At 54.8% G+C, this 18,040-nt stretch carries 23 protein-coding genes and 1 tRNA gene; 13 read left to right on the top strand and 11 right to left on the bottom strand.

The window, feature by feature from the left end; translation table 11 throughout:
- Positions 1 to 12: 12 nt before the first annotated feature.
- The 3 genes from E0E41_RS13645 to E0E41_RS13655 all read right to left on the bottom strand — a co-directional run bounded on the left by E0E41_RS13645 (position 13) and on the right by E0E41_RS13655 (position 3,899).
- Positions 13 to 2,325 carry an anaerobic ribonucleoside triphosphate reductase gene (locus E0E41_RS13645; protein ID WP_130870356.1) on the bottom strand — a complete coding sequence of 771 codons (2,313 nt, stop codon included), beginning with the start codon at positions 2,323 to 2,325 and terminating at the stop codon, positions 13 to 15.
- 193 nt (positions 2,326 to 2,518) lie between these two features.
- Positions 2,519 to 3,739: a homocysteine S-methyltransferase family protein gene (locus tag E0E41_RS13650; protein ID WP_130870357.1), complete on the bottom strand. Its 1,221-nt coding sequence runs from the start codon at positions 3,737 to 3,739 to the stop codon at positions 2,519 to 2,521.
- A gap of 83 nt (positions 3,740 to 3,822) precedes the next feature.
- Positions 3,823 to 3,899 (bottom strand) — tRNA-Arg (locus E0E41_RS13655).
- Between the two features lie 154 nt (positions 3,900 to 4,053).
- On the opposite strand from E0E41_RS13655, the gene E0E41_RS13660 reads away from it, so the two are divergent.
- The 3 genes from E0E41_RS13660 (at position 4,054) to E0E41_RS13670 (ending at position 6,003) form a co-directional block, all read left to right on the top strand.
- Positions 4,054 to 4,299 carry a hypothetical protein gene (locus E0E41_RS13660; protein ID WP_130870358.1) on the top strand — a complete coding sequence of 82 codons (246 nt, stop codon included), beginning with the start codon at positions 4,054 to 4,056 and terminating at the stop codon, positions 4,297 to 4,299.
- Positions 4,300 to 4,526: 227 nt separating this feature from the next.
- Positions 4,527 to 5,573 (top strand): replication protein, encoded by a 1,047-nt coding sequence (locus tag E0E41_RS13665; protein WP_130870359.1) that lies wholly within the window; start codon positions 4,527 to 4,529, stop codon positions 5,571 to 5,573.
- 211 nt (positions 5,574 to 5,784) lie between these two features.
- Entirely contained in the window at positions 5,785 to 6,003 is a 219-nt protein-coding gene (locus E0E41_RS13670; protein WP_130870360.1) for a hypothetical protein, read from the top strand.
- Between the two features lie 214 nt (positions 6,004 to 6,217).
- Here E0E41_RS13670 and E0E41_RS13675 read toward each other — a convergent pair whose 3' ends face one another.
- Both E0E41_RS13675 and E0E41_RS13680 read right to left on the bottom strand, forming a co-directional pair.
- Positions 6,218 to 6,466 (bottom strand): hypothetical protein, encoded by a 249-nt coding sequence (locus tag E0E41_RS13675; protein ID WP_130870361.1) that lies wholly within the window; start codon positions 6,464 to 6,466, stop codon positions 6,218 to 6,220.
- On the bottom strand, positions 6,463 to 6,675 hold the full coding sequence (locus E0E41_RS13680) for a hypothetical protein (protein ID WP_130870362.1): 213 nt from the start codon (positions 6,673 to 6,675) through the stop codon (positions 6,463 to 6,465). Before E0E41_RS13680 ends, E0E41_RS13675 begins: the two co-directional genes overlap by 4 nt.
- A 30-nt stretch (positions 6,676 to 6,705) precedes the next feature.
- Here E0E41_RS13680 and E0E41_RS18580 point away from each other — a divergent pair, with 30 nt between their 5' ends.
- From E0E41_RS18580 to E0E41_RS13710, 8 genes are all read left to right on the top strand, one after another.
- Positions 6,706 to 8,352, top strand: coding sequence for a hypothetical protein (locus E0E41_RS18580; RefSeq protein WP_165450553.1), 1,647 nt, complete (start codon positions 6,706 to 6,708; stop codon positions 8,350 to 8,352).
- On the top strand, positions 8,331 to 8,486 hold the full coding sequence (locus E0E41_RS18585) for a hypothetical protein (protein ID WP_165450554.1): 156 nt from the start codon (positions 8,331 to 8,333) through the stop codon (positions 8,484 to 8,486). Before E0E41_RS18580 ends, E0E41_RS18585 begins: the two co-directional genes overlap by 22 nt.
- 302 nt (positions 8,487 to 8,788) lie before the next feature.
- On the top strand, positions 8,789 to 9,076 hold the full coding sequence (locus E0E41_RS13690) for a hypothetical protein (protein ID WP_130870363.1): 288 nt from the start codon (positions 8,789 to 8,791) through the stop codon (positions 9,074 to 9,076).
- 10 nt (positions 9,077 to 9,086) lie between these two features.
- On the top strand, positions 9,087 to 9,587 hold the full coding sequence (locus E0E41_RS13695; protein WP_130870364.1) for a hypothetical protein: 501 nt from the start codon (positions 9,087 to 9,089) through the stop codon (positions 9,585 to 9,587).
- Between the two features lie 195 nt (positions 9,588 to 9,782).
- Positions 9,783 to 9,947, top strand: a complete 165-nt coding sequence (locus E0E41_RS18595; RefSeq protein WP_165450556.1) for a hypothetical protein — start codon at positions 9,783 to 9,785, stop codon at positions 9,945 to 9,947.
- Positions 9,948 to 9,961: 14 nt separating this feature from the next.
- On the top strand, positions 9,962 to 10,144 hold the full coding sequence (locus E0E41_RS13700; RefSeq protein WP_130870365.1) for a hypothetical protein: 183 nt from the start codon (positions 9,962 to 9,964) through the stop codon (positions 10,142 to 10,144).
- Between the two features lie 61 nt (positions 10,145 to 10,205).
- On the top strand, positions 10,206 to 10,778 hold the full coding sequence (locus tag E0E41_RS13705) for a hypothetical protein (protein WP_130870366.1): 573 nt from the start codon (positions 10,206 to 10,208) through the stop codon (positions 10,776 to 10,778).
- Between the two features lie 81 nt (positions 10,779 to 10,859).
- On the top strand, positions 10,860 to 11,588 hold the full coding sequence (locus E0E41_RS13710; protein ID WP_130870367.1) for a zonular occludens toxin domain-containing protein: 729 nt from the start codon (positions 10,860 to 10,862) through the stop codon (positions 11,586 to 11,588).
- A gap of 171 nt (positions 11,589 to 11,759) precedes the next feature.
- Here the strand turns inward: E0E41_RS13710 and E0E41_RS13715 are convergent, their stop codons facing one another.
- From E0E41_RS13715 to E0E41_RS13725, 3 genes are read right to left on the bottom strand one after another with little or no spacing between them, the layout of a single operon-like run.
- Complete coding sequence (locus E0E41_RS13715) at positions 11,760 to 11,963, bottom strand: hypothetical protein (protein WP_130870368.1); 204 nt, start codon at positions 11,961 to 11,963, stop codon at positions 11,760 to 11,762.
- Positions 11,947 to 12,144, bottom strand: a complete 198-nt coding sequence (locus E0E41_RS13720) for a hypothetical protein (protein ID WP_130870369.1) — start codon at positions 12,142 to 12,144, stop codon at positions 11,947 to 11,949. Before E0E41_RS13720 ends, E0E41_RS13715 begins: the two co-directional genes overlap by 17 nt.
- A gap of 53 nt (positions 12,145 to 12,197) precedes the next feature.
- A complete protein-coding gene (locus tag E0E41_RS13725) occupies positions 12,198 to 12,860 on the bottom strand; it encodes a SprT-like domain-containing protein (protein ID WP_130870370.1) in 663 nt (220 codons plus the stop codon).
- Positions 12,861 to 13,301: 441 nt separating this feature from the next.
- Here E0E41_RS13725 and E0E41_RS13730 point away from each other — a divergent pair, with 441 nt between their 5' ends.
- Positions 13,302 to 14,312, top strand: coding sequence for an IS30 family transposase (locus tag E0E41_RS13730; protein ID WP_130870371.1), 1,011 nt, complete (start codon positions 13,302 to 13,304; stop codon positions 14,310 to 14,312).
- A 58-nt stretch (positions 14,313 to 14,370) separates the two neighbouring features.
- Here E0E41_RS13730 and E0E41_RS13735 read toward each other — a convergent pair whose 3' ends face one another.
- Complete coding sequence (locus tag E0E41_RS13735; RefSeq protein ID WP_165450557.1) at positions 14,371 to 15,165, bottom strand: sensor histidine kinase; 795 nt, start codon at positions 15,163 to 15,165, stop codon at positions 14,371 to 14,373.
- A 295-nt stretch (positions 15,166 to 15,460) separates the two neighbouring features.
- On the opposite strand from E0E41_RS13735, the gene gap reads away from it, so the two are divergent.
- On the top strand, positions 15,461 to 16,474 hold the full coding sequence (gene gap / locus E0E41_RS13740) for a type I glyceraldehyde-3-phosphate dehydrogenase (protein ID WP_130870373.1): 1,014 nt from the start codon (positions 15,461 to 15,463) through the stop codon (positions 16,472 to 16,474).
- Positions 16,475 to 16,570: 96 nt separating this feature from the next.
- Here gap and E0E41_RS13745 read toward each other — a convergent pair whose 3' ends face one another.
- Entirely contained in the window at positions 16,571 to 17,296 is a 726-nt protein-coding gene (locus tag E0E41_RS13745; protein WP_130870374.1) for a sulfite exporter TauE/SafE family protein, read from the bottom strand.
- Between the two features lie 29 nt (positions 17,297 to 17,325).
- Positions 17,326 to 18,018, bottom strand: a complete 693-nt coding sequence (gene deoC, locus E0E41_RS13750) for a deoxyribose-phosphate aldolase (RefSeq protein ID WP_130870375.1) — start codon at positions 18,016 to 18,018, stop codon at positions 17,326 to 17,328.
- Positions 18,019 to 18,040 lie beyond the last annotated feature (22 nt).

Genomic DNA, 18,040 nt, shown 5'->3' on the forward strand with positions numbered 1-18,040 from the left:
TTCGTTCTCCCCTTACACGCTGTGCTTCACCCGGTCGTGCTCCTCCGCCCGCTTGGCGTTGTTGAACCGGTCCAGGGTGCCCACCAGATAGCCGGTGATCCGGCGGATGCGCTCAAAGGGCACGCCGTCTGCCTCGGTGCGGCCGCAGCCGGGGCACTGGTCCCCGATGATGCCGGAGAAGCCGCACACCGGGTCCCGGTCCACCGGATGGTTCACGGAGCCGTAGCCGATGCCGTTCTCCTTCATGCAGCGGATGACCTTCTCAAAGGCCTCCAGGTTGTCGGTGGGGTCGCCGTCCATCTCGATGTAGCTGATGTGTCCGGCGTTGGTGAGGGCGTGATAGGGGGCCTCGATCTTGATCTTGTCATAGGCGGAGATGGGGAAATACACCGGCACGTGGAAGGAGTTGGTATAATACTCCCGGTCGGTGACCCCCTCGATGACCCCGTAGCGGGCCTTGTCCAGCTTGACGAACCGGCCGGACAGTCCCTCGGCGGGGGTGGCCAGCAGGGAGAAGTTCAGGCCCCGCTTCTCGCTCTCCTGGTCCATCCGGGCCCGCATGTGGGAGATGATCTCCAGGCCCAGCACCCGGGCCTTCTCGCTCTCCCCGTGGTGGACGCCGATGAGGGCCTTCAGGGTCTCGGCCAGGCCGATGAAGCCCACGGACAGGGTGCCGTGCTTGAGCACCTCCCGCACCTCGTCGTTCCAGTCCAGCTTGTCGCTGTCCAGCCACACACCCTGACCCATCAGGAAGGGGTAGTTGTACACGTGCTTGCGGCACTGGATCTCGAACCGCTCCAGCAGCTGGTCCACGCACAGGTCCATCATCCGGTCCAGGGATTCGAAGAAGGCGTCCACGTCCCCCCGGGCCTTGATGGCCAGCCGGGGCAGGTTGATGGTGGTGAAGGACAGGTTGCCCCGGCCGTTGCAGATCTCCCGGCTGGGGTCGTACACGTTGCCGATGACCCGGGTGCGGCAGCCCATGTAGGCGATCTCGGTCTCCGGGTGGCCGGGCTTGTAGTACTGGAGGTTGAAGGGGGCGTCAATAAAGGAGAAGTTGGGGAACAGCCGCTTGGCGGAGCACCGGATGGCCAGCTGGAACAGGTCGTAGTTGGGCTCCCCGGGGTTGTAGTTGACCCCCTCCTTCACCCGAAAAATCTGGATGGGGAAAATGGGGGTCTCCCCGCCGCCCAGGCCGGCCTCGGTGGCCAGCATCACGTTCTTCATCACCATGCGGCCCTCGGGAGAGGTGTCCATGCCGTAGTTGATGGAGGAGAAGGGGGTCTGGGCACCGGCACGGGAGTGCATGGTGTTCAGGTTGTGGATCAGGGCCTCCATGGCCTGATAGGTGGCCCGGTCGGTCTCCTTCACCGCCCGCTTGTGGGCGAATTCCTGGGCCTTTGTCACATCCCCGAAGTCGGCGGCCAGGGCCTCCCGCTCGGCGGCTGCATAATCGTCCCAGTCCTCCAGAGTGGGCACCAGGCCGGTGCGCTCTTTGATGCCCGCCATGATCCCCTTCAGCTGGCTCTCCGGGTCCTCCCGGTCCTCCAGCAGGGTGAGGGCCCGGGCCAGGTTCTGCCGGTACAGCCGCACAAAGGTCTTGCGGACGCCGTCGGCCATGCCGTAGTCGAAGTTCACCACGCTCTGGCCGCCGTGCTGGTCGTTCTGGTTGGACTGGATGGCGATGCAGCACAGGGCGGCGTAGGAGGAGATGTCGTTGGGCTCCCGCAGGGTGCCGTGGCCGGTGGAGAAGCCCCCCTCGAACAGCTTCTTGATGTCGATCTGGCAGCAGGTGGTGGTGAGGGTCAGGAAGTCCAGGTCGTGGATGTGGATGTCCCCCTCCCGGTGGGCCCGGGCGTGGTCGGGGTTGAGCACGAACATGTCGTAGAACTGCTTGGCCCCCTCGGAGCCGAACTTCAGCATGGAGCCCATGGCGGTGTCCCCGTCGATGTTGGCGTTCTCCCGCTTGATGTCGGAATCCTTGGCGGCGGAGAAGGTGATGTCCTCATAGGTCTTCATCAGCCGGGTGTTCATCTCACGGGCCCGGCTGCGCTCCTCCCGGTAGAGGATGTAGGCCTTGGCGGTCTGCACGTAGCCGTTGTCCATCAGCACCCGCTCCACCAGGTCCTGGATGTGCTCCACGTCAGGCTGCTTCTCCCCCTCTACCTCCAGGATGGAGAGCACCTCGTCGGCCAGCTGCTGGGCCACCTCCTCCTTATTGGGCTTATAAGTGGCCCGAAAGGCCTTATTGATGGCCTGGGCGATCTTTTCCTCGTTGAAATCTGCCAGACGGCCGTCCCGTTTTCTGATCTTGGTAAGCGTCATTGCTCTTCCGTTCCTTTCCACGCCAAATCTTCCACACAATATCTTGTGCCTGTTTTTCTGCACGTTGATTCCATGATACCGTATCTTGATATCCCCGTCAAGGCGCAAAACAAAAAGCGCGCCCCAAAAAGAGGGCGTGCTTTTTGGCTGTTTCGCTGATTTTGTAAAACCGGCGGTTTTTATCTTGACGGAGCTACAGCAGGACCAGACCGTACTTTTTGGCCATCTCCCGGAGGAAATCCTCCTCCAGATCTTCGGTGCCGTCCCAGAAGGCCCGGCCCTGGTAGATCCGCAGGGCCTTCTCCAGCAGCTCGGGCACGTCGGAGAAGAGGCACAGGGCATCCTTCACCACATACTGGTTCTCGGCAAAGATGTCCAGGTCGTCCTCCTCCAGAATGGCGATCTTCAGCGCCCCCTGGGGGGAGACCTCCTCCGCCATCAGGATGTCCTCCATCAGGTCGGGGGTGCACTCGATCATCTCCCCCACGTCCACGTCGGGGGTGATGAACCGGGCCTCCTTCTCGCTGGCGCAGGGGATCACGTCCGGGTCACGCTCCACCGGGGGGAAGGAGGAGAAGTCCACCTGCTCCACCGCCCCCTTCACCGCCGCCAGGTGGTCCGGCCCGGCGCCGCAGCAGCCGCCGAAGATCCGGGCCCCGGCCTTTGCGTAGGCGGGCACGAGGGCGGCCAGCTCCGCCGGGGTGCAATAGGCCCCCGGCGCTCCGGCGTTGGGCTTGGCCAGCAGGGGTACGGTGGCGTAGGGGGTGAGGCGGGCCAGCTGCTCCGCCGTCACCGCCGGGTCGGTGCAGTTGAGGCCGAAGGCGGACGCCCCCATGCCCTGCATGACGATCAGGGCGGCCAGCACGTCGGTGCCCGAGGGAGTGCGGCCCTCCTCGTCGCAGGTGAAGGACACCCACACCGGCTTGTCGGACACGCTCCGGCAGGCCAGCACTGCCGCCCTGGCCTCCGCCATGGTGGTCATGGTCTCGATGACGAACAGATCCACCCCGGCCCCGGCCAGCGCCGCCGCCTGCTCGGTGTAGACGGCCACCATCTCCTCAAAGCTGCTCTCCCCGAAGGGGGGCAGGGACAGGCCCATGGGGGCCAGATCCCCCGCCACCAGGCACTTTCCCTCCGCCGCCTGGCGGGTCAGCTCCACCAGACGGCGGTTGTAGTCCTCCACCTGGTGGAAGGCCCCGCAGCGGCTCAGGCCCACCCGGTTGGCCCCGAAGGTGGGGGCCAGCAGGATCTGGCTGCCGGCGCGGACATAGGCCCGCTGGATCTCCAGCAGCGCCTCCGGGTGCTCCAGCACCCACTGCTCGGTGACCGCGTCCCGGGGCATGCCCCGGGCCATCAGCTCGGTGCCGGTGGCCCCGTCCATCACAATGGGCAGGGATAAGGGAATGGTGTCCATATTTTTTCCGTTCCTCTCAACAGAATATAAAATATAAGGTAGTGATAAAAATAGCCACACCCGTTGGGGTGTGGCTATTTTTATGGTACGCCCGAAGGGACTCGAACCCCCAGCCTTCAGAACCGGAATCTGACGCTCTATCCAATTGCGCTACGGGCGCGCAGGACACGCTTCATTCAACGTGCCTGATTATTATAGCAACCTTTTCCCCATTTGTAAAGAGGCTTTTTTCTCTTTTTCCAAAAACGGTGGATTTACACTTATAACCGAACAGGGCCTATCCTGTATTTGACTAAAAGAAGGAGTAAAAAGAAATGAAAATTAAAGTTATTGGCAAGGCCCACCTGGAGGGTAAATCCAAAAGAACCGGCAAGGATTACAACTTTAACCAGATTCATTATCTCGGTGCAGCTTATGGCGTTGAAGGTCAGGCGGCCTTGACCCAGAGCCTTGACCCGGCCCGGGTGCCCTATGATTCCATCGTCATCGGCGCTGAGTATGCGATTGAGTTCGACAATCGCGGCTATGTTGTCACCTTCGAGCGTGTGACTGCCCGGTAATGCGCTATGGGCCTGTCACATCTGGAAGTGGATCACCCATGTTCTGCTTACGGCCCACGGTGTTATTCCTGCCGTTTGCGGCCATGGTGCGTCCTTTTTCGTGTTCGTCCCCCACCTCCTCCTAACCCCCATCAAACCCGCCGGGCGTAGCCCGGCGGGTCGGGGAAGGCCCAGTATTACCCTTCCCCGACTTCTGTAGTTTTGTAGTTTTTTGGTGGTGATTGAAAATGGCTGACGGCATGGCTCGTGTTCAGGGCCGCAAGTGGCAAATCACAATCAACAATCCTCTGGATCATGGTTTTGACCATGAGAAGATAAAAGCCGCTCTTCATCAGTTCAAAGGCTTACTTTACCTTTGCCTTTGTGATGAAGAGGGTGACGAATGTAAGACCCGGCATACGCACGTTTTCTTTGTCCTTCGTAATCCGTGTACCGCTGAACGTGTCAACAAGCTGTTTCCAAACTTTCACCGTGAGCGTATGAATGGCACCTGTGTTGAAAATCGTGCCTATGTTCTGAAGGATGGTGAGAAGTTCAATAAACAGTCGGATGGCTCCTATCACTATACGGATTCCAGCGGTAAGGAACATGACGGTATCAACTTCTCTGACACCTTCGAGGAAGAAGGCGAAATGCCCCAGGAGCACCAAGGTAAAAGCCGGGATGCCGATAAGATCGTTGATTTGCTCAAGAATGGCGCTTCCAACATTGAGATCGTTGACGCTGTGTCCAGCGCTTACAAGGAGATCGACAAGATCGAGCGTGTTCGCTCCATGTACCGTGATGCTGAATTTGCATCGTCATGGCGTGACATGGAAGTGACCTATATGTTTGGTAAGACCGGTTCCGGTAAGACCCGTTCTGTGATGGACAAGTATGGCTATACCAACTGTTACCGTGTGACCGACTACAAGCACCCCTTTGATACCTACGACGGTCAGGATGTACTTATTTTTGAGGAATTCCGTGGCGGCCTGAAACACGGCGATATGCTCAATTATCTGGACGGCTATCCGCTTCTTCTTCCGTGCAGGTATTTTAACCGGCAAGCCTGCTTCACAAAGGTTTTCATTCTGACCAATATCCCCCCGGATAGTCAGTATTTGAATATTGACCGGGAGAGCCGTGAAGCGTTTTTCCGCCGTATCGGGAAAGTGGTTGAGTTCGATGCATCCGGTAACCGTCGTGAATGGCCCAGCGTGAAGGATTATATTCACCGCTTGGATTGGGTGGATGATGCGGTAAGTTCTCCGTGCGAACAGATTGTTCTTTAGATTGGATGTGATATTGTGCTTGATGATGGCTCTTGCATTTCTGCGGTTCGTCCTCATGGCGTAACAACTGTTTCGGTTTTTGCTTGCGGCCCGGAATATGGTGTGCTGGTTTGCTTTCGCAGTATTGTGAGAACTCTTTTAGAATCCGGGCTTCCCTTCGGCCTTTTGCTCTCGGCTCTCCGTGATGCGTCCAAGGATGTAGGTGAGCATAATGGTTGACCGGCTGCGGCACTTTCTCCCGCTCTCTCGCCGGATTCTTTTTGGTTTCGCTTCTGCTGTCCTTCTGTTCTTTTACCTTTGGTTGGATCTTCTGCTTTTCCGTGCGGAAATCCCCATTTTGGCCGTTCTCCTGGTTTTGTTTCTCGGCGCTGTCCTTATATTCTCCATCTTCCTGAATATCTTCTTTTTTCTGCTGAAAAAACCTCTTTAACCTGCCTGCCCTCCCTGTGTCGGGCGCTCAGCCGAACAGGGAGGGCAATATAAAAGCACTCCCTTTGAAAGTGCACAATCAATAAATAGATTACTTCTTTTTTGACCATGCACTTTCAAAAGTAGTGCAAAAAGGAAACCGTGATTTCTCACGGTTTCTCTTTAGATGGCTTTTTGAATAAGGTCACCATTGTGTATAAGTCCAGATATCTGTTTTAGCTCTTTTTGTTTTTGTCATATTGTTTTTGCCAAATTTCGTATGTACTTTTTGGTTTCCGGTGGAACCCAAAAAGTAAAAACTTGATTGTAGTAATAATTCCGATGATTGCGAAAATACATACGAGGCCGAAAATTAAATAGGTTAATATTCCTGATAAAGTATCTTCAAAGAAAATACCGATTGCGCCTCTGTATGATAACCTTTCCAGATATGTCCAACCGGATTCTCCAATGATAAATTTCATATGTTTTTCTCCCCCTTGATTTTTTGTTCGGCTTTCCATTCTTCATAGTTTTGTTTTTTTGTGGTTTTGCATTTTTCCCTAAAATCATTGTTTTCTTGTTGTTCTTTTTTTCTCCTTCTTTCTATTTTTCTAAACATGGTTTCGTACATTATTGCTACAATGCACAACGTTGCAATCGCTAGTAATATTTTTGATAACGTTATTAGCATTAGTATATTCCTCCTTGGTGGTGAAATGTGATGACTTTCTTTAAACGTATTTTAGCATCTTTTTTAGCTGTTGTCATTTGCATTTCTTTATTTATTTCTCCTGTTTTAGCTGCTTGGTATAATGATGCTGCCTATATTTATACTCAGTCTGGTTTTCTTAATTGGATTGTTGATTCCATTTTGGTTGGTGGTGGCTCTGCTGCTGGTGGCATTATTGGCGCTGGTGCCGGTACTATTGTTCTCCCTGGTGGCGGCACTGTGAGTGGTGCAGCACTTGGTACTGCTATTGGTACTGGTGCTGGTCTTGCTGGTAAAGACGCTTTTGATGCTTTCATGGAATATCTTGCTCAGGATTCTAGTTTTGTTTCTGAGGATGAGTATATTAAACTACTTCCTGCTGTGGAGATTTCTTCCGATGGTGAGTTAATTGTCCCTTGTTTTCATGTTCAGTTTTTCACGGGTTTTGATAGTGGCTGTGGGCACTCTATTGATTCTGATAATAATTTGACTTTTCGGCCGGATTCTTACAATAAAGATGAATTTTATTATGATTGTGATAACAATTCTATTACTTTCTTAAAAGATTTTTCCGGTATGGTTTCTATCGTTTGGGCATTCATTCCTTTGGAAGCTGGCACATATTACAATGTTTGGCCGGTCGTTTCTCCTGGTACTGCTTGGGATTATCCTGTTGTAGTTGATGAGGATTCTGTTGGTGAAATTTATGTGGTTGGTGGCACAAATCAGATTCCTGTTTCTCGTAATGCAGGCGAAACGTTGAATCTTTCCCCCTGCTATATGACGTATGGTGCCTCTTCGGTTGATCTTGAAGAGGATGAGCTTTATGGTTATTTTACTCGTCCTTCTTCTTTTACTCAGTATATTTACAACTATAACAATTCTGGTGATGGTGATACCAAATTCGGTATTGGCGTAGTTGATGATCGTGGAGATATAACAAACGTCTATGACGTTAATATTTTCGATGAAAAAACTTTGACTTTTACGGAGCCGATTACTGGTAATCAATACCTTTGTACTCGCTGGACGTACAATTATGAATCTCATACTTATCACTTGGAATTGACGGAAAAATCCATGTCTATGGAGGATTCTTCTGGTTCTTTAGTTTGGGTTACTGATGTTGACGTTACGTATGGCGATGAAGCGTTGACAATTTCTTATTGGTCTGGTTCGACTTTGATTCGTGTCGATAGTTTTGTTTATGTAACTGCTAAAAAAGGTGAAGATCCTTCTCCTGATCCGTCTCCTGACCCTTCACCCGACCCTTCTCCTGATTCGTCTCCCGATCCTTCACCCGACCCTTCTCCTGATTCGTCTCCCGATCCTTCACCCGACCCTTCACCCGATTCTTCTCCTGATCCTGGTGGTGATGATGATGGTTTTTTGTCGTGGCTTTTGGATTTGTTTAAGTCTTTGATTTCCGCCATTGTGAACGGTCTGGCCTCCGGCCTGGAATATTTGGTCGATACGGTTATTGTCACGGTGACCGATCTCTCGATTCAAACCACACAATGGGTTTTTGGTTCGCTGCACGTTGGCGATCTTACCACCTGGTTTACCTGGTTTGATGACGGCAATTCTGTGTTCCAGGATGAGTTTGGTCAGGACACAGAGGAAAAGGAGGTGGACGTATGGGCTTACTCTTTAGGCTGATTTCCGGGATTCAGCCGGTGTTTACCTTTATGCTGTCCCTCTGGTCTGCCTTCCCCTTGGCTCTAAAGTTGATTATCGCTTTGTTCTTTGCCGTGGCAATCGGCTTTGTGATGATCCGCAATCTCATTTTGTGAGGTGCCGTATGTTTGGTGTGTTGACTGCATCTATTGAGTGGATGCCATTGATCCTCCGTCTGCCGCTTTTGGCCCTGGTCGCTCTGCTTTTCCTCATTGTGTTGGTCAAGCTGGTGACTGCTGTCCTTTCCATTATTTCGGCTGTCCTTAGCTTTATCACGAGTTGGCTGTAAAGGCCCTTTTCCGGCCCTCTGCGGTGTCTCTTTTGCCTGGGGTATCCCAGGATACCCCAGGCGCTTCCCGCCCCTGTTTTTACCGCAAGAAAAAACTTTTGACCGTGCACTTTCAAAGGAGGTTTACCCATGGAAACTATGCAGGAAATCATGACCACTTTCTTTTCCGGTGTGTGGTCGTTGTTCTCCAGCTTCACCGTTCCCGGTTTTGGTATTCCTTTGGCGAAGGTTGCTATCGGCTTCTTTGTGATCCGCTTTTCGTTGTCCCTTCTCTCCCTGATAACCGGTTTCCGTTCCAACTCCGGTTATGCCGCCGATCAGTTCCGTACTTCTTCGGAAAGCCTCAATCAGTATAAAAAGGTTTCTGATCAGAATATGAAGCGTGAAAAGAATGGCGGCATCGGGTTCCATGGATAAGGAGTGTGCTATGATGTTTTTTCGATTGGCCCCCGTATTTGTTTTGCTTCTGTGCGTTGTGTCTTTTCCTTCTGCTTTGGCTGCTGAGGGTGATATGGATGTGATGGATGCTGATATCATGCCCGGCACATCTACTGAGACTTTCACCACCGATACGGATAGCGGAAATATCACGGTTAATGTGACTGTCCCTTCCGCTGATTCCGTCCCTGCTTCTCCTGAGCCGTCCTCTGAGGTCAGCCCGGCTTATGCTACCCGTATTCTGGATGATACTGCCGCTCCTGCGGATTCTGAGACTATGCCTGGCCTTGTTACCGCTCTTTTTGGTTCCTATACACCCCGGACGCAGACGGTGACGGAATATCTGCCGGATGGCTCCAGTGTGACCTATTCGGAAGTCGTTCCCGGCCTTGCCGGTCTGGATTGGCCCTGGATCGCCTCTGTTGCTCTGTTTGCTATGTCCCTGTACTGCGTGTTCCGTATGATCGGAGGGTTGTTCAAGTGGACTTGATGATATCCTTTTCTTCCTCTCTCCTGGGCTGTATCGCTGATTTTCTCAGCGCTGAGCCTATGATTTATCTCTTCTCCATTGTGTGCCTGATTGGCATTGCAAAGGTGTTTCGGCAATTTTTGCCTTAACATACAATAATCGTTGGCCACGATTGTAACTCTTAAAAAATTCCGAAAGAAAGGTGTAAAAATGACTATGACTGAACTGCTTTCTACTGTGACTGAGGTCTTTACCGCCGCTGTCGGCTGGGTTGGCACGGTTGCCACTACTATCACCGGGGAGCCTCTGCTCCTGATCGGTGTCGTGATGGGCTTTATCGGCGTAGGCGTTGGCCTGTTCCGCCGTATGCTCAATGTGTGATGGAGGTGTGAGACATGGAGGAAACGACTGCTATGGGTACCCTGCTCACCACTATCGGCGAGGTGTTCACTGCCGCTGTCGGCTGGGTCGGTACGGTTGCCGATACCATTGCCGATAACCCCATTCTCCTGATCGGTGTCGTGATGGGCTTCATCGGCGTGGGTGTTGGCCTGTTCCGCCGTATGCTCAACGTGTGACCCCACCTGTTCGGGCGGCGGCATTTGCCGCCGCCCTTCGTTTTTGAGAGAAGGTGATTTTGTGAAGTTCTGTCGTTTCGGTTTCGTCGTGTCTGCCTTGCTCTGTATTTTGATGGTTTCCGCCTTTGCAGCGGAGCCTGAATATACATATGAGTTCGGCATACATTTTCCGCCCGAATATGCTACGATTTCTTACGATGGCGATATGGTTTCTGTTTATGTGGAGGATGCGTTTTTTGAAGCTTTTGAGGAAGATGTGTCCCGTGAGGAAATTTGTTCGGTTCTTTCTGGATTTGATTGGCAACTGACTGTAAATGGAGTGCAATCGCCTAATTTTTTTCTTGATTGGTCTGTCGGCTCGTTTTCTTTCCGATATAGTGAAGATGGGATTTATGAGGTTTCTGCTGATTCTCTTGAACTTGTTTTTAGCTTGGGTGTGACCCTTGTTCCTGTCTCTTCTGATTCTGCCTCTGTTCCCGGTATTCTTTCCGCCGTATCGGATGTGTTTGCCGCCGTCCTTGGCCTGGTTGCTCTCCTTGCCGCCGCTTTTGCCGTTCATCCCATTCTCCTAATCGGTGTGGTTCTCGGCTTCTTTGGCTTAGTGATCGCCATATTCCGTCGTTTGTTTGTCTAACGTAGGAGGGGCGGCGGCGGCGTGAAAAACCCGCCCCGCCCCTCCTGTGTTTGACCGTGCACTTTCAAAAGGAGTTTTTGTATGGCTTATTTGATTCTCTTCCTGTTGTTCATTCTTTGGCGCTGTTTCCAGCGTGCCTATAATCCCCGGCATCCACTTCAGCTCAATGTGTATTTTGGCGTTCCCGGCTCCGGTAAGACTACCTTTGCCGCTTACCTTGCCCGATGGGCGCAGCGTGAAAGTATCGTGATCCGCCTGTGCCGCCGTTTTCCGTGCCGCTTGTCCGCCTGGATTTTGTCCGGCTCTCATTGGAAGCGCTCCATTCGTGTCCTTTCCAACGTTCCCATCAAAGGAACTTATAAGGTGGACTGTAAACACGACATAGGCAAATATGCCATTGATAACTGTAAGCTGATCATTGACGAGGCCGGTGTTGACTTTAACAGCCGTCAGTATAAGACCCTTTCCATGGATGCCATTGAGTGGTTTAAGTATCATCGTCATTGCGGCGTGTCTGTGGATGTCTTCTCACAATCCTATGAGGATATGGACATTACCCTCCGCCGTCTTGCTCAGCACTTTTATGTGGTCAAGCGTTCCCTGATTCCCTGGTTCGTCTGTGTCAAGTTGATTCGGCGGAAAGTAGGTATTGATGACAACACCCACCAGATCTGTGACGCCTATTCCTTTGGCCTGCCCGTCCTCGACACCAAGCGTATTTTCTGCCCGCCCCTCTGGAAGATGTTCAATACCTACGACCACAAGGAACTCCCGGAAAAGGATTGGCAGTTGTGGGATAGTGCCTCTTAGCCCCCTGGGCCGCTTCTGCGCTCTGTCTCCCTTCAGGGGTATCTCTGTATACCCCGGCACCTGTCCCGCTCTCTTTTTTCTGTAGAAAAAACTTTTGATAGTGCACTTTCAAATTGCTCTGTCTCCATAAGTATACCCCCGGAAGCTTATGCCTCCGGGGGTTGTTATGTATCAGTACCGTGCAATTGTGTAACCTAGTCGTTTTAAGAATGCTTCTGCATGATGCTCCTGGGCGAATGTCCGGCTTTTTAGCTTCTCTCTGTCCCGGCCTGGTATGCTCTGCCCACTGGCTGCCTGGACGATGTACCGCACTTTTCCTTGCTTCTCTACGATGTTGTAATAGACTGCTTGTCCCTGCTCATTGCTCAGCTTCATGCGTCTCAGCCTCCTTGTCCATGTAAATCTTAACGGTGATGCTTTCCAGCTTCGGATGCGTGAACTTGTATGCCTCCACCCATTTTGGAATGTCTTTCAGCGGCATGTCTTGTATGTGGTGTGTGTAGTTCCCTGTGCCTGGGAAATAGCATCTGATACTGAGACGATATTCTTTTGCCATGGCTTGTCCTTTCTCCCCGTGTGGCCGGTAGGTCAGCCCTTGAAAGTGCACTTTCAAACCTCTGTCATCTTCTCCATGCAGTCCCCACAAATGATGTTGACCGTCTTTGTGGCCCTGACGCTCTGCCCACACTTGGGACAAACCAGCTTCCTTGTGCTGGATGGCCGCTTGCCTCCGCCCTCTGTTCCGCTTGTAAGGCTCCCGGCTCCGCTCTGTCCCGTGCCTGTCCCGCCTGTCCGTATCGCCGGTGGAAGGTGGTTCCGCCCGATCTGGATTTCGCTCCACCCCTTTTCAAGGGCGTACTCCACCAGCTTGTCGCTTGGTCGTGTGTTCCAGCCGTATGACCCGCACTTGTAGCACTCCAGGCCCCGTTTCTCTGCTTCCTCCTTGAATTTCCCGTTGTGGTACTTCCCGCCCCGGCTGACTTCCTTGATGCCCTTCTCTCTGCAATACAGGTGCACCATTTCGTGAATCATCGTATCTAACGTCTCCTCAATGGGGTAATTGAGCACTTCGGCGGCAATATTCAGCTCATAGGTACTGCTGTCTTTGCGTTGCCATACTTTGGCTACACTGCAATGTCCATAGGTCCCTGGCTTGCTCTGCACGGTGATGATTGGTACTGGCAGCTCCCCGCTAAAGAGGTCTGTGTTGATGCTGTTGTAGATTTTCTCCAGCTGTCCCACGGCTCTGCTCATTTTGGTTGTCTCTTTCATGTTCTGCGCTCCTTTCTGTCTGTGTGGTTACGTCTACTGCCCCGCTTCCCCAAAATAAAAAGTGGGTGAAGCAAAGCTCGCTCGCGAGCTTTGTTGATGTCCCGGCGCACGGAATTCTAATATTGTCAAGACTTGGCCTCCCCCGTGAGAGGCCAACTCTGCACAAAATTTTTTAGCCGCGACCCATCGTTCTCGGGTCACGGCGTAAAAAAAATTTTGTGGTCTTGACGATATTCGATTTTCGTGCATCGCCGTCCGCGAAGGACACCCTATTCCCCACGTCCCGCCCGCAGGCGATACCTAACTGTCGAAACTTGACAGGCTCTGGAAAAACGTGGTACCATCAAGACATGAAAAAAGAGCGTCAGGCCACCAAATGGCCCGGCGCTCTGCCGCATTTATAGGCACTTTGTAAGTGCACTTTCAAAGGGGGAAAGGACTATGATCAAGCGCATGACATGGACAACTCGTCTCCAGATCGAAAAGCTGTTTAATTCCGGTGCCTCCTATCGTCAGATAGCCCGTCATGTCTCCTTTTCCGTGTCCTCTGTGTATGCTGAGATTCAGCGTGGCCTATATGACCATTTGGACGGTGCTACCTGGAAAACAGTCAAATACTATTCCGCTCAGATTGCCGATGATGATGCGTCATGGCTGGCTACTTCTCGTGGCTGTCCTGTCAAGCTGGGTAAAAATCATGTGTACGCCTCTCTTGTTTCTGCTCGTATTCGTGCCGGTGAATCTCCTGACCAGATCGTAGGTGATTTGCGGCGGCGTGGCGAATGGACAGTTTCCACTACCACCTTGTATCGCTATATCGACCAGGGCTATATCCCAGGCGTGACAAATGCTGACCTTCTTCAAAAATCCCGTAGAAAACGGCCATATCATAAAGTCCAAAAAGCCGCCCGACCACCCAAAGGCCCCTCTATTGAAGTTCGCCCCCAAGATGTTGACCAGCGTCAATCTTTCGGCCATTGGGAAATGGATAGCGTGATAGGAAAAGCAAAGGGTAAGAACCAGTCGGTCCTTACCCTTGTTGAGCGTGTGTCTCGCTATCAACTCATTTTCAAGCTGTCCAGTAAGTCCTCTGCCGCTGTTGTCCGTGCACTTTCAAAAGCTGTTTGTCAGTTTCCATCTGGCACCTTCCAGACGATCACTGTTGATAACGGTTCTGAGTTCCAGGACTATGAGGGCCTAAAGAATTTAGCACAGGAAATTTACTACTGCCACCCATACAGCAGTTATGAGCGTGGCTCCAACGAAAACGCTAATCGTATCATTCGCCGTTTCTTCCCCAAGGGGCAAAGTCTCCGTGACCGTACTCAGCGGGATTGTGATGCCGCTGCCGATGCCATGAATCGGATGCACCGCAAAATCCTCGGCTATGCCACCCCCAAGGAAATCTTTGACGAGTGGCAGGCGCAACTTCGTGCCGCTCAGTCCTCATAAAATTTTTTCAAAAAAGTGTTCGGCTATACTTGACAATTTGCGTCTTTTTCCAAAAACCTCACTCCAGCTCCCGGGGCAGGAAGGCCTGGTAGGGCAGCACCCCCGCCAGCTCCACCAGCAGGTCGGAGAAGCCGCCCCCTCTGTCGTACCCCATGGACGGGGTGCGCAGCACCTGGCTCCCCTCCGGCGGACGGATGGGCAGGGAGACCACCGCCCGGCAGCCCCGGTCCTCCTGCTGCTGGAACACCACGGCGCCGCCGTGGGCCGCCGCGATGCTCCGGGCCACCCGCAGGCCCAGGCCCGGGCCGTCCGGCCGGTACAGCGGCCCCTGGTCCTCCCCGTCCTGGGGCGGGATCAGGCCGGGCCCGTCGTCCCACACCGTCAGGGCCGCCCGGTCCTTCCGCACCGCCAGCCGCAGACCCGCCTGGCCGCCCTTCCCCGCCGCCTTCACGGCGTTGGCAATGAGCCCCAGCAGCATCCGCCGCAGCATCCGGCCGTCCCCCCGGGTGAGCAGGGAGCCGGTCTCCTCCTCATAGCGGAAGGTCACCCCCGCCAGCCCGGTGAGGGGCGCCGCCTGCTCCGCCAGCTCCCGGCACAGGCCCGCCAGGTCCAGGGTCTCCATCTTCAGCTCCTGGCCGCCGCACTGGTCCAGCTCCAGATACTCCACATTGCCCAGCAGGCGCATCATGCGGTACAGGCTCTGGTGCAGAATGGCCAGGTAGGGATCGTACTGCTCCCCGCCCTTCTCCCGCACCACCGGGGTCAGCAGCTGGATGGCCGCCGCCAGGTTATTCATCTGCTCCCGGAACTGCTCCACCAGCAGCGGTCCCAGATCACTCTGCTCCGCTCCCATCCGCACTGCCTCCTCCCGCCGGTCGTTCTCAGTTTGCCCCGGCGGTCCCTGTTCTCCGCCGTCAAAAAACTGGTAAGTTACAATCAGTATATCAAACCCGCCGCCTCCGCACAAGAAAAAATGTCGAACCATGTCGAAACTGCCACGTTTACCGATTATCCCCTCGTAAATTTATACAGTTTCCCCACTAAGTTTTCTGTTTTTTCTCTTTTCATTCCGGAAAGATTAGTCTATAATGGAAGCGCGTAAAGAATCTAGGGTTAAGACGCGATTTAGAACAAAGGAGAGATTCAAAATGAGCATTAAAGTTGGCATTAACGGCTTCGGCCGCATTGGTCGTCTGGTGTTCCGCGCCGGTATCAATCGCCCCGACATCGAGTTCGTGGGCATCAACGATCCCTTCATGACCCCCGACTACATGGCCTATATGCTCCGTTATGATACCATGCACGGTCAGTTCGACGGCACCATCGAGTACACCGATGACGCCATCATCGTCAACGGCAAGACCGTGAAGTTCTTCGCCTGCATGGACCCCAAGGACATCCCCTGGGGCGAGGTGGGCGCTGAATACGTGGTGGAGTCCACCGGCGTGTTCCTGACCAAGGAGAAGGCCCAGGCTCACCTGGACGCCGGCGCCAAGAAGGTCGTCATGTCCGCTCCTTCCAAGGACGACACCCCCATGTTCGTCATGGGCGTGAACCAGGACACCTACACCTCCGACATGAACTTCGTGTCCAACGCCTCCTGCACCACCAACTGCCTGGCCCCCATCGCCAAGGTCCTGAACGACAACTGGGGCATCACCGATGGCCTGATGACCACCGTCCACTCCACCACCGCCACCCAGAAGACCGTTGACGGCCCCTCCAAGAAGGATTGGCGCGGCGGCCGTGCCGCTGCCGGCAACATCATCCCCTCCTCCACCGGCGCCGCCAAGGCCGTGGGCAAGGTCATTCCCTCTCTGAACGGCAAGCTGACCGGTATGTCCATGCGTGTTCCCACCCTGGACGTGTCCGTGGTTGACCTGACTGTCAACCTGGCCAAGCCCGCCAAGTACGACGAGATCTGCGCCGCCATGAAGAAGGCCTCCGAGGGCGAGCTGAAGGGCATCCTGGGCTACACCGAGGACGCCGTTGTCTCCTCCGACTTCCTGGGCGACACCCGCACCTCCATCTTCGACGCCAAGGCCGGCATCGCTCTGACCGACACCTTCGTGAAGGTGGTCTCCTGGTACGACAACGAGATCGGCTACTCCAACAAGGTGCTGGACCTCATCGCTCATATGTATTCCGTGGACCACAAGTAAGTGACTGTCCCACACGGGTAAACCAAAGCCCGGCGTCCGATCGCTGATCGGACGCCGGGCTTTTTTTCTCTCTTCCCGCCGCCCTGAAGTGTTCCCTCAAAAAAAGGTGCGCAGCAGATAGAATAGTCCCATTCCCACGAGGAACAGGCCCACCAGCTTCTTCAGGCCGGTGTCGGACAGTCTCCGGAAGGCCATCAGTCCCAGGGCCAGGCCGGCCAGCACGCCCACGATGCCCACGGCGCCCAGCAGCATGGCCCGCCCGTTCAGGTTCCCGGCCAGGAAGTGGACCAGGATCAGGAACAGGGAGGTGATGGAGAAGTGGGCCTGGATGGTGGCGGAGTACTCCTCCTTTCCGTTGGAGGCCGCCAGGACGTAGGCGGCCACCGGAGGTCCGGCGATGCCGAACAAGCCGCCGAAAAAACCGCCGATCAGGCCCGCCGCCACGCCGGTGGCCGCGGTGGGCCGCAGCCTGGCCCGGTCACTGAAGGAGTGGAAGAAGGTCCCCAGGCAGATGAGCAGCAGGCCCAGCAGCCGGTAGAGCAGGGTGGTGTCCAGCTGGAACAGGGTGAAGAAGCCCAGCAGGCTGGCGGAGCAGGAGAACACCGTGGGCCACAGGAGCAGGCTCCAGCGGATCTTCCGCCGCTGGCGGATGGCCATGTAGAGCATGGACACCACGCCGGTGATGAGCTCCAGCACCACCGCCGTCTCCAACGGCAGGAACAGGCTCCAGAAGCAGACGCAGATCACGGCGTAGCCCAGGCCGCAGGTGACCTGGACGAAGCTCCCCAGCAGCGCCACGGCGATGATCCCCAAAAACGTCATGGTTCTCCTTTCCTTCTCCGCCGGCCCGGTTATCCGCCGAACCGGGCGGAGAACGCCTCCATGATCTCCGGTACGAAGCCGGAGCCGATCCGGTTGGCGCCCAGCTCGATCATCTGGAGGGTCTTGTCCAGGGTGCGCATGGCGCCGGCGGCCTTGATGCCCACCCGGTCGCCCACCACCTGCTTCATGAGGCGGACGTCGTCCGCCTCCGCCCCGCCGGGTCCGAAGCCGGTGGAGGTCTTGACAAAGTCGATCCCCTGCTCCACCGCGACCTGGCAGGCGCCCCGGATCTCCTCGGCTCCCAGGTAGCAGTTCTCCAGGATCACCTTGGCCGCCGCACCCCGGGAATGGCAGAGATCGGTCATCTCCCGCATCTCTTCGGCGATATAGCGGTAGTCGTGGTCCAGGAGCCTGCCGATGTTCAGAACGTAGTCGATCTCGTCCGCGCCCTGGGACAGGGCGATGCGGGCCTCCTCCCGCTTGGCGGCCGCGGACATCTGGCCGAAGGGGAAGCCGGCCGTGGCGCCCACCTTGACGCCGGTGCCCCGGAGCCGCTCCGCGGCATAGGGGACCCAGGCGCCGTTGATGGCGGCGGAATAGACGTGGTACCGCACGCAGCCTTCCAGGAACCGGTCGAACTCCTCCTGGCGGCAGTTGGGGCTCAGCAGGGCGAAGTCGAAATAGGATGCCAGCTGGCTGGCGGTCAGGATCTGGGATCTCATACCATCACACCTTTCTGTAGAT

It is taken from the genome of Intestinimonas massiliensis (ex Afouda et al. 2020) (genome assembly GCF_900626285.1).
Taxonomy (GTDB): domain Bacteria; phylum Bacillota; class Clostridia; order Oscillospirales; family Oscillospiraceae; genus Flavonifractor; species Flavonifractor massiliensis_A.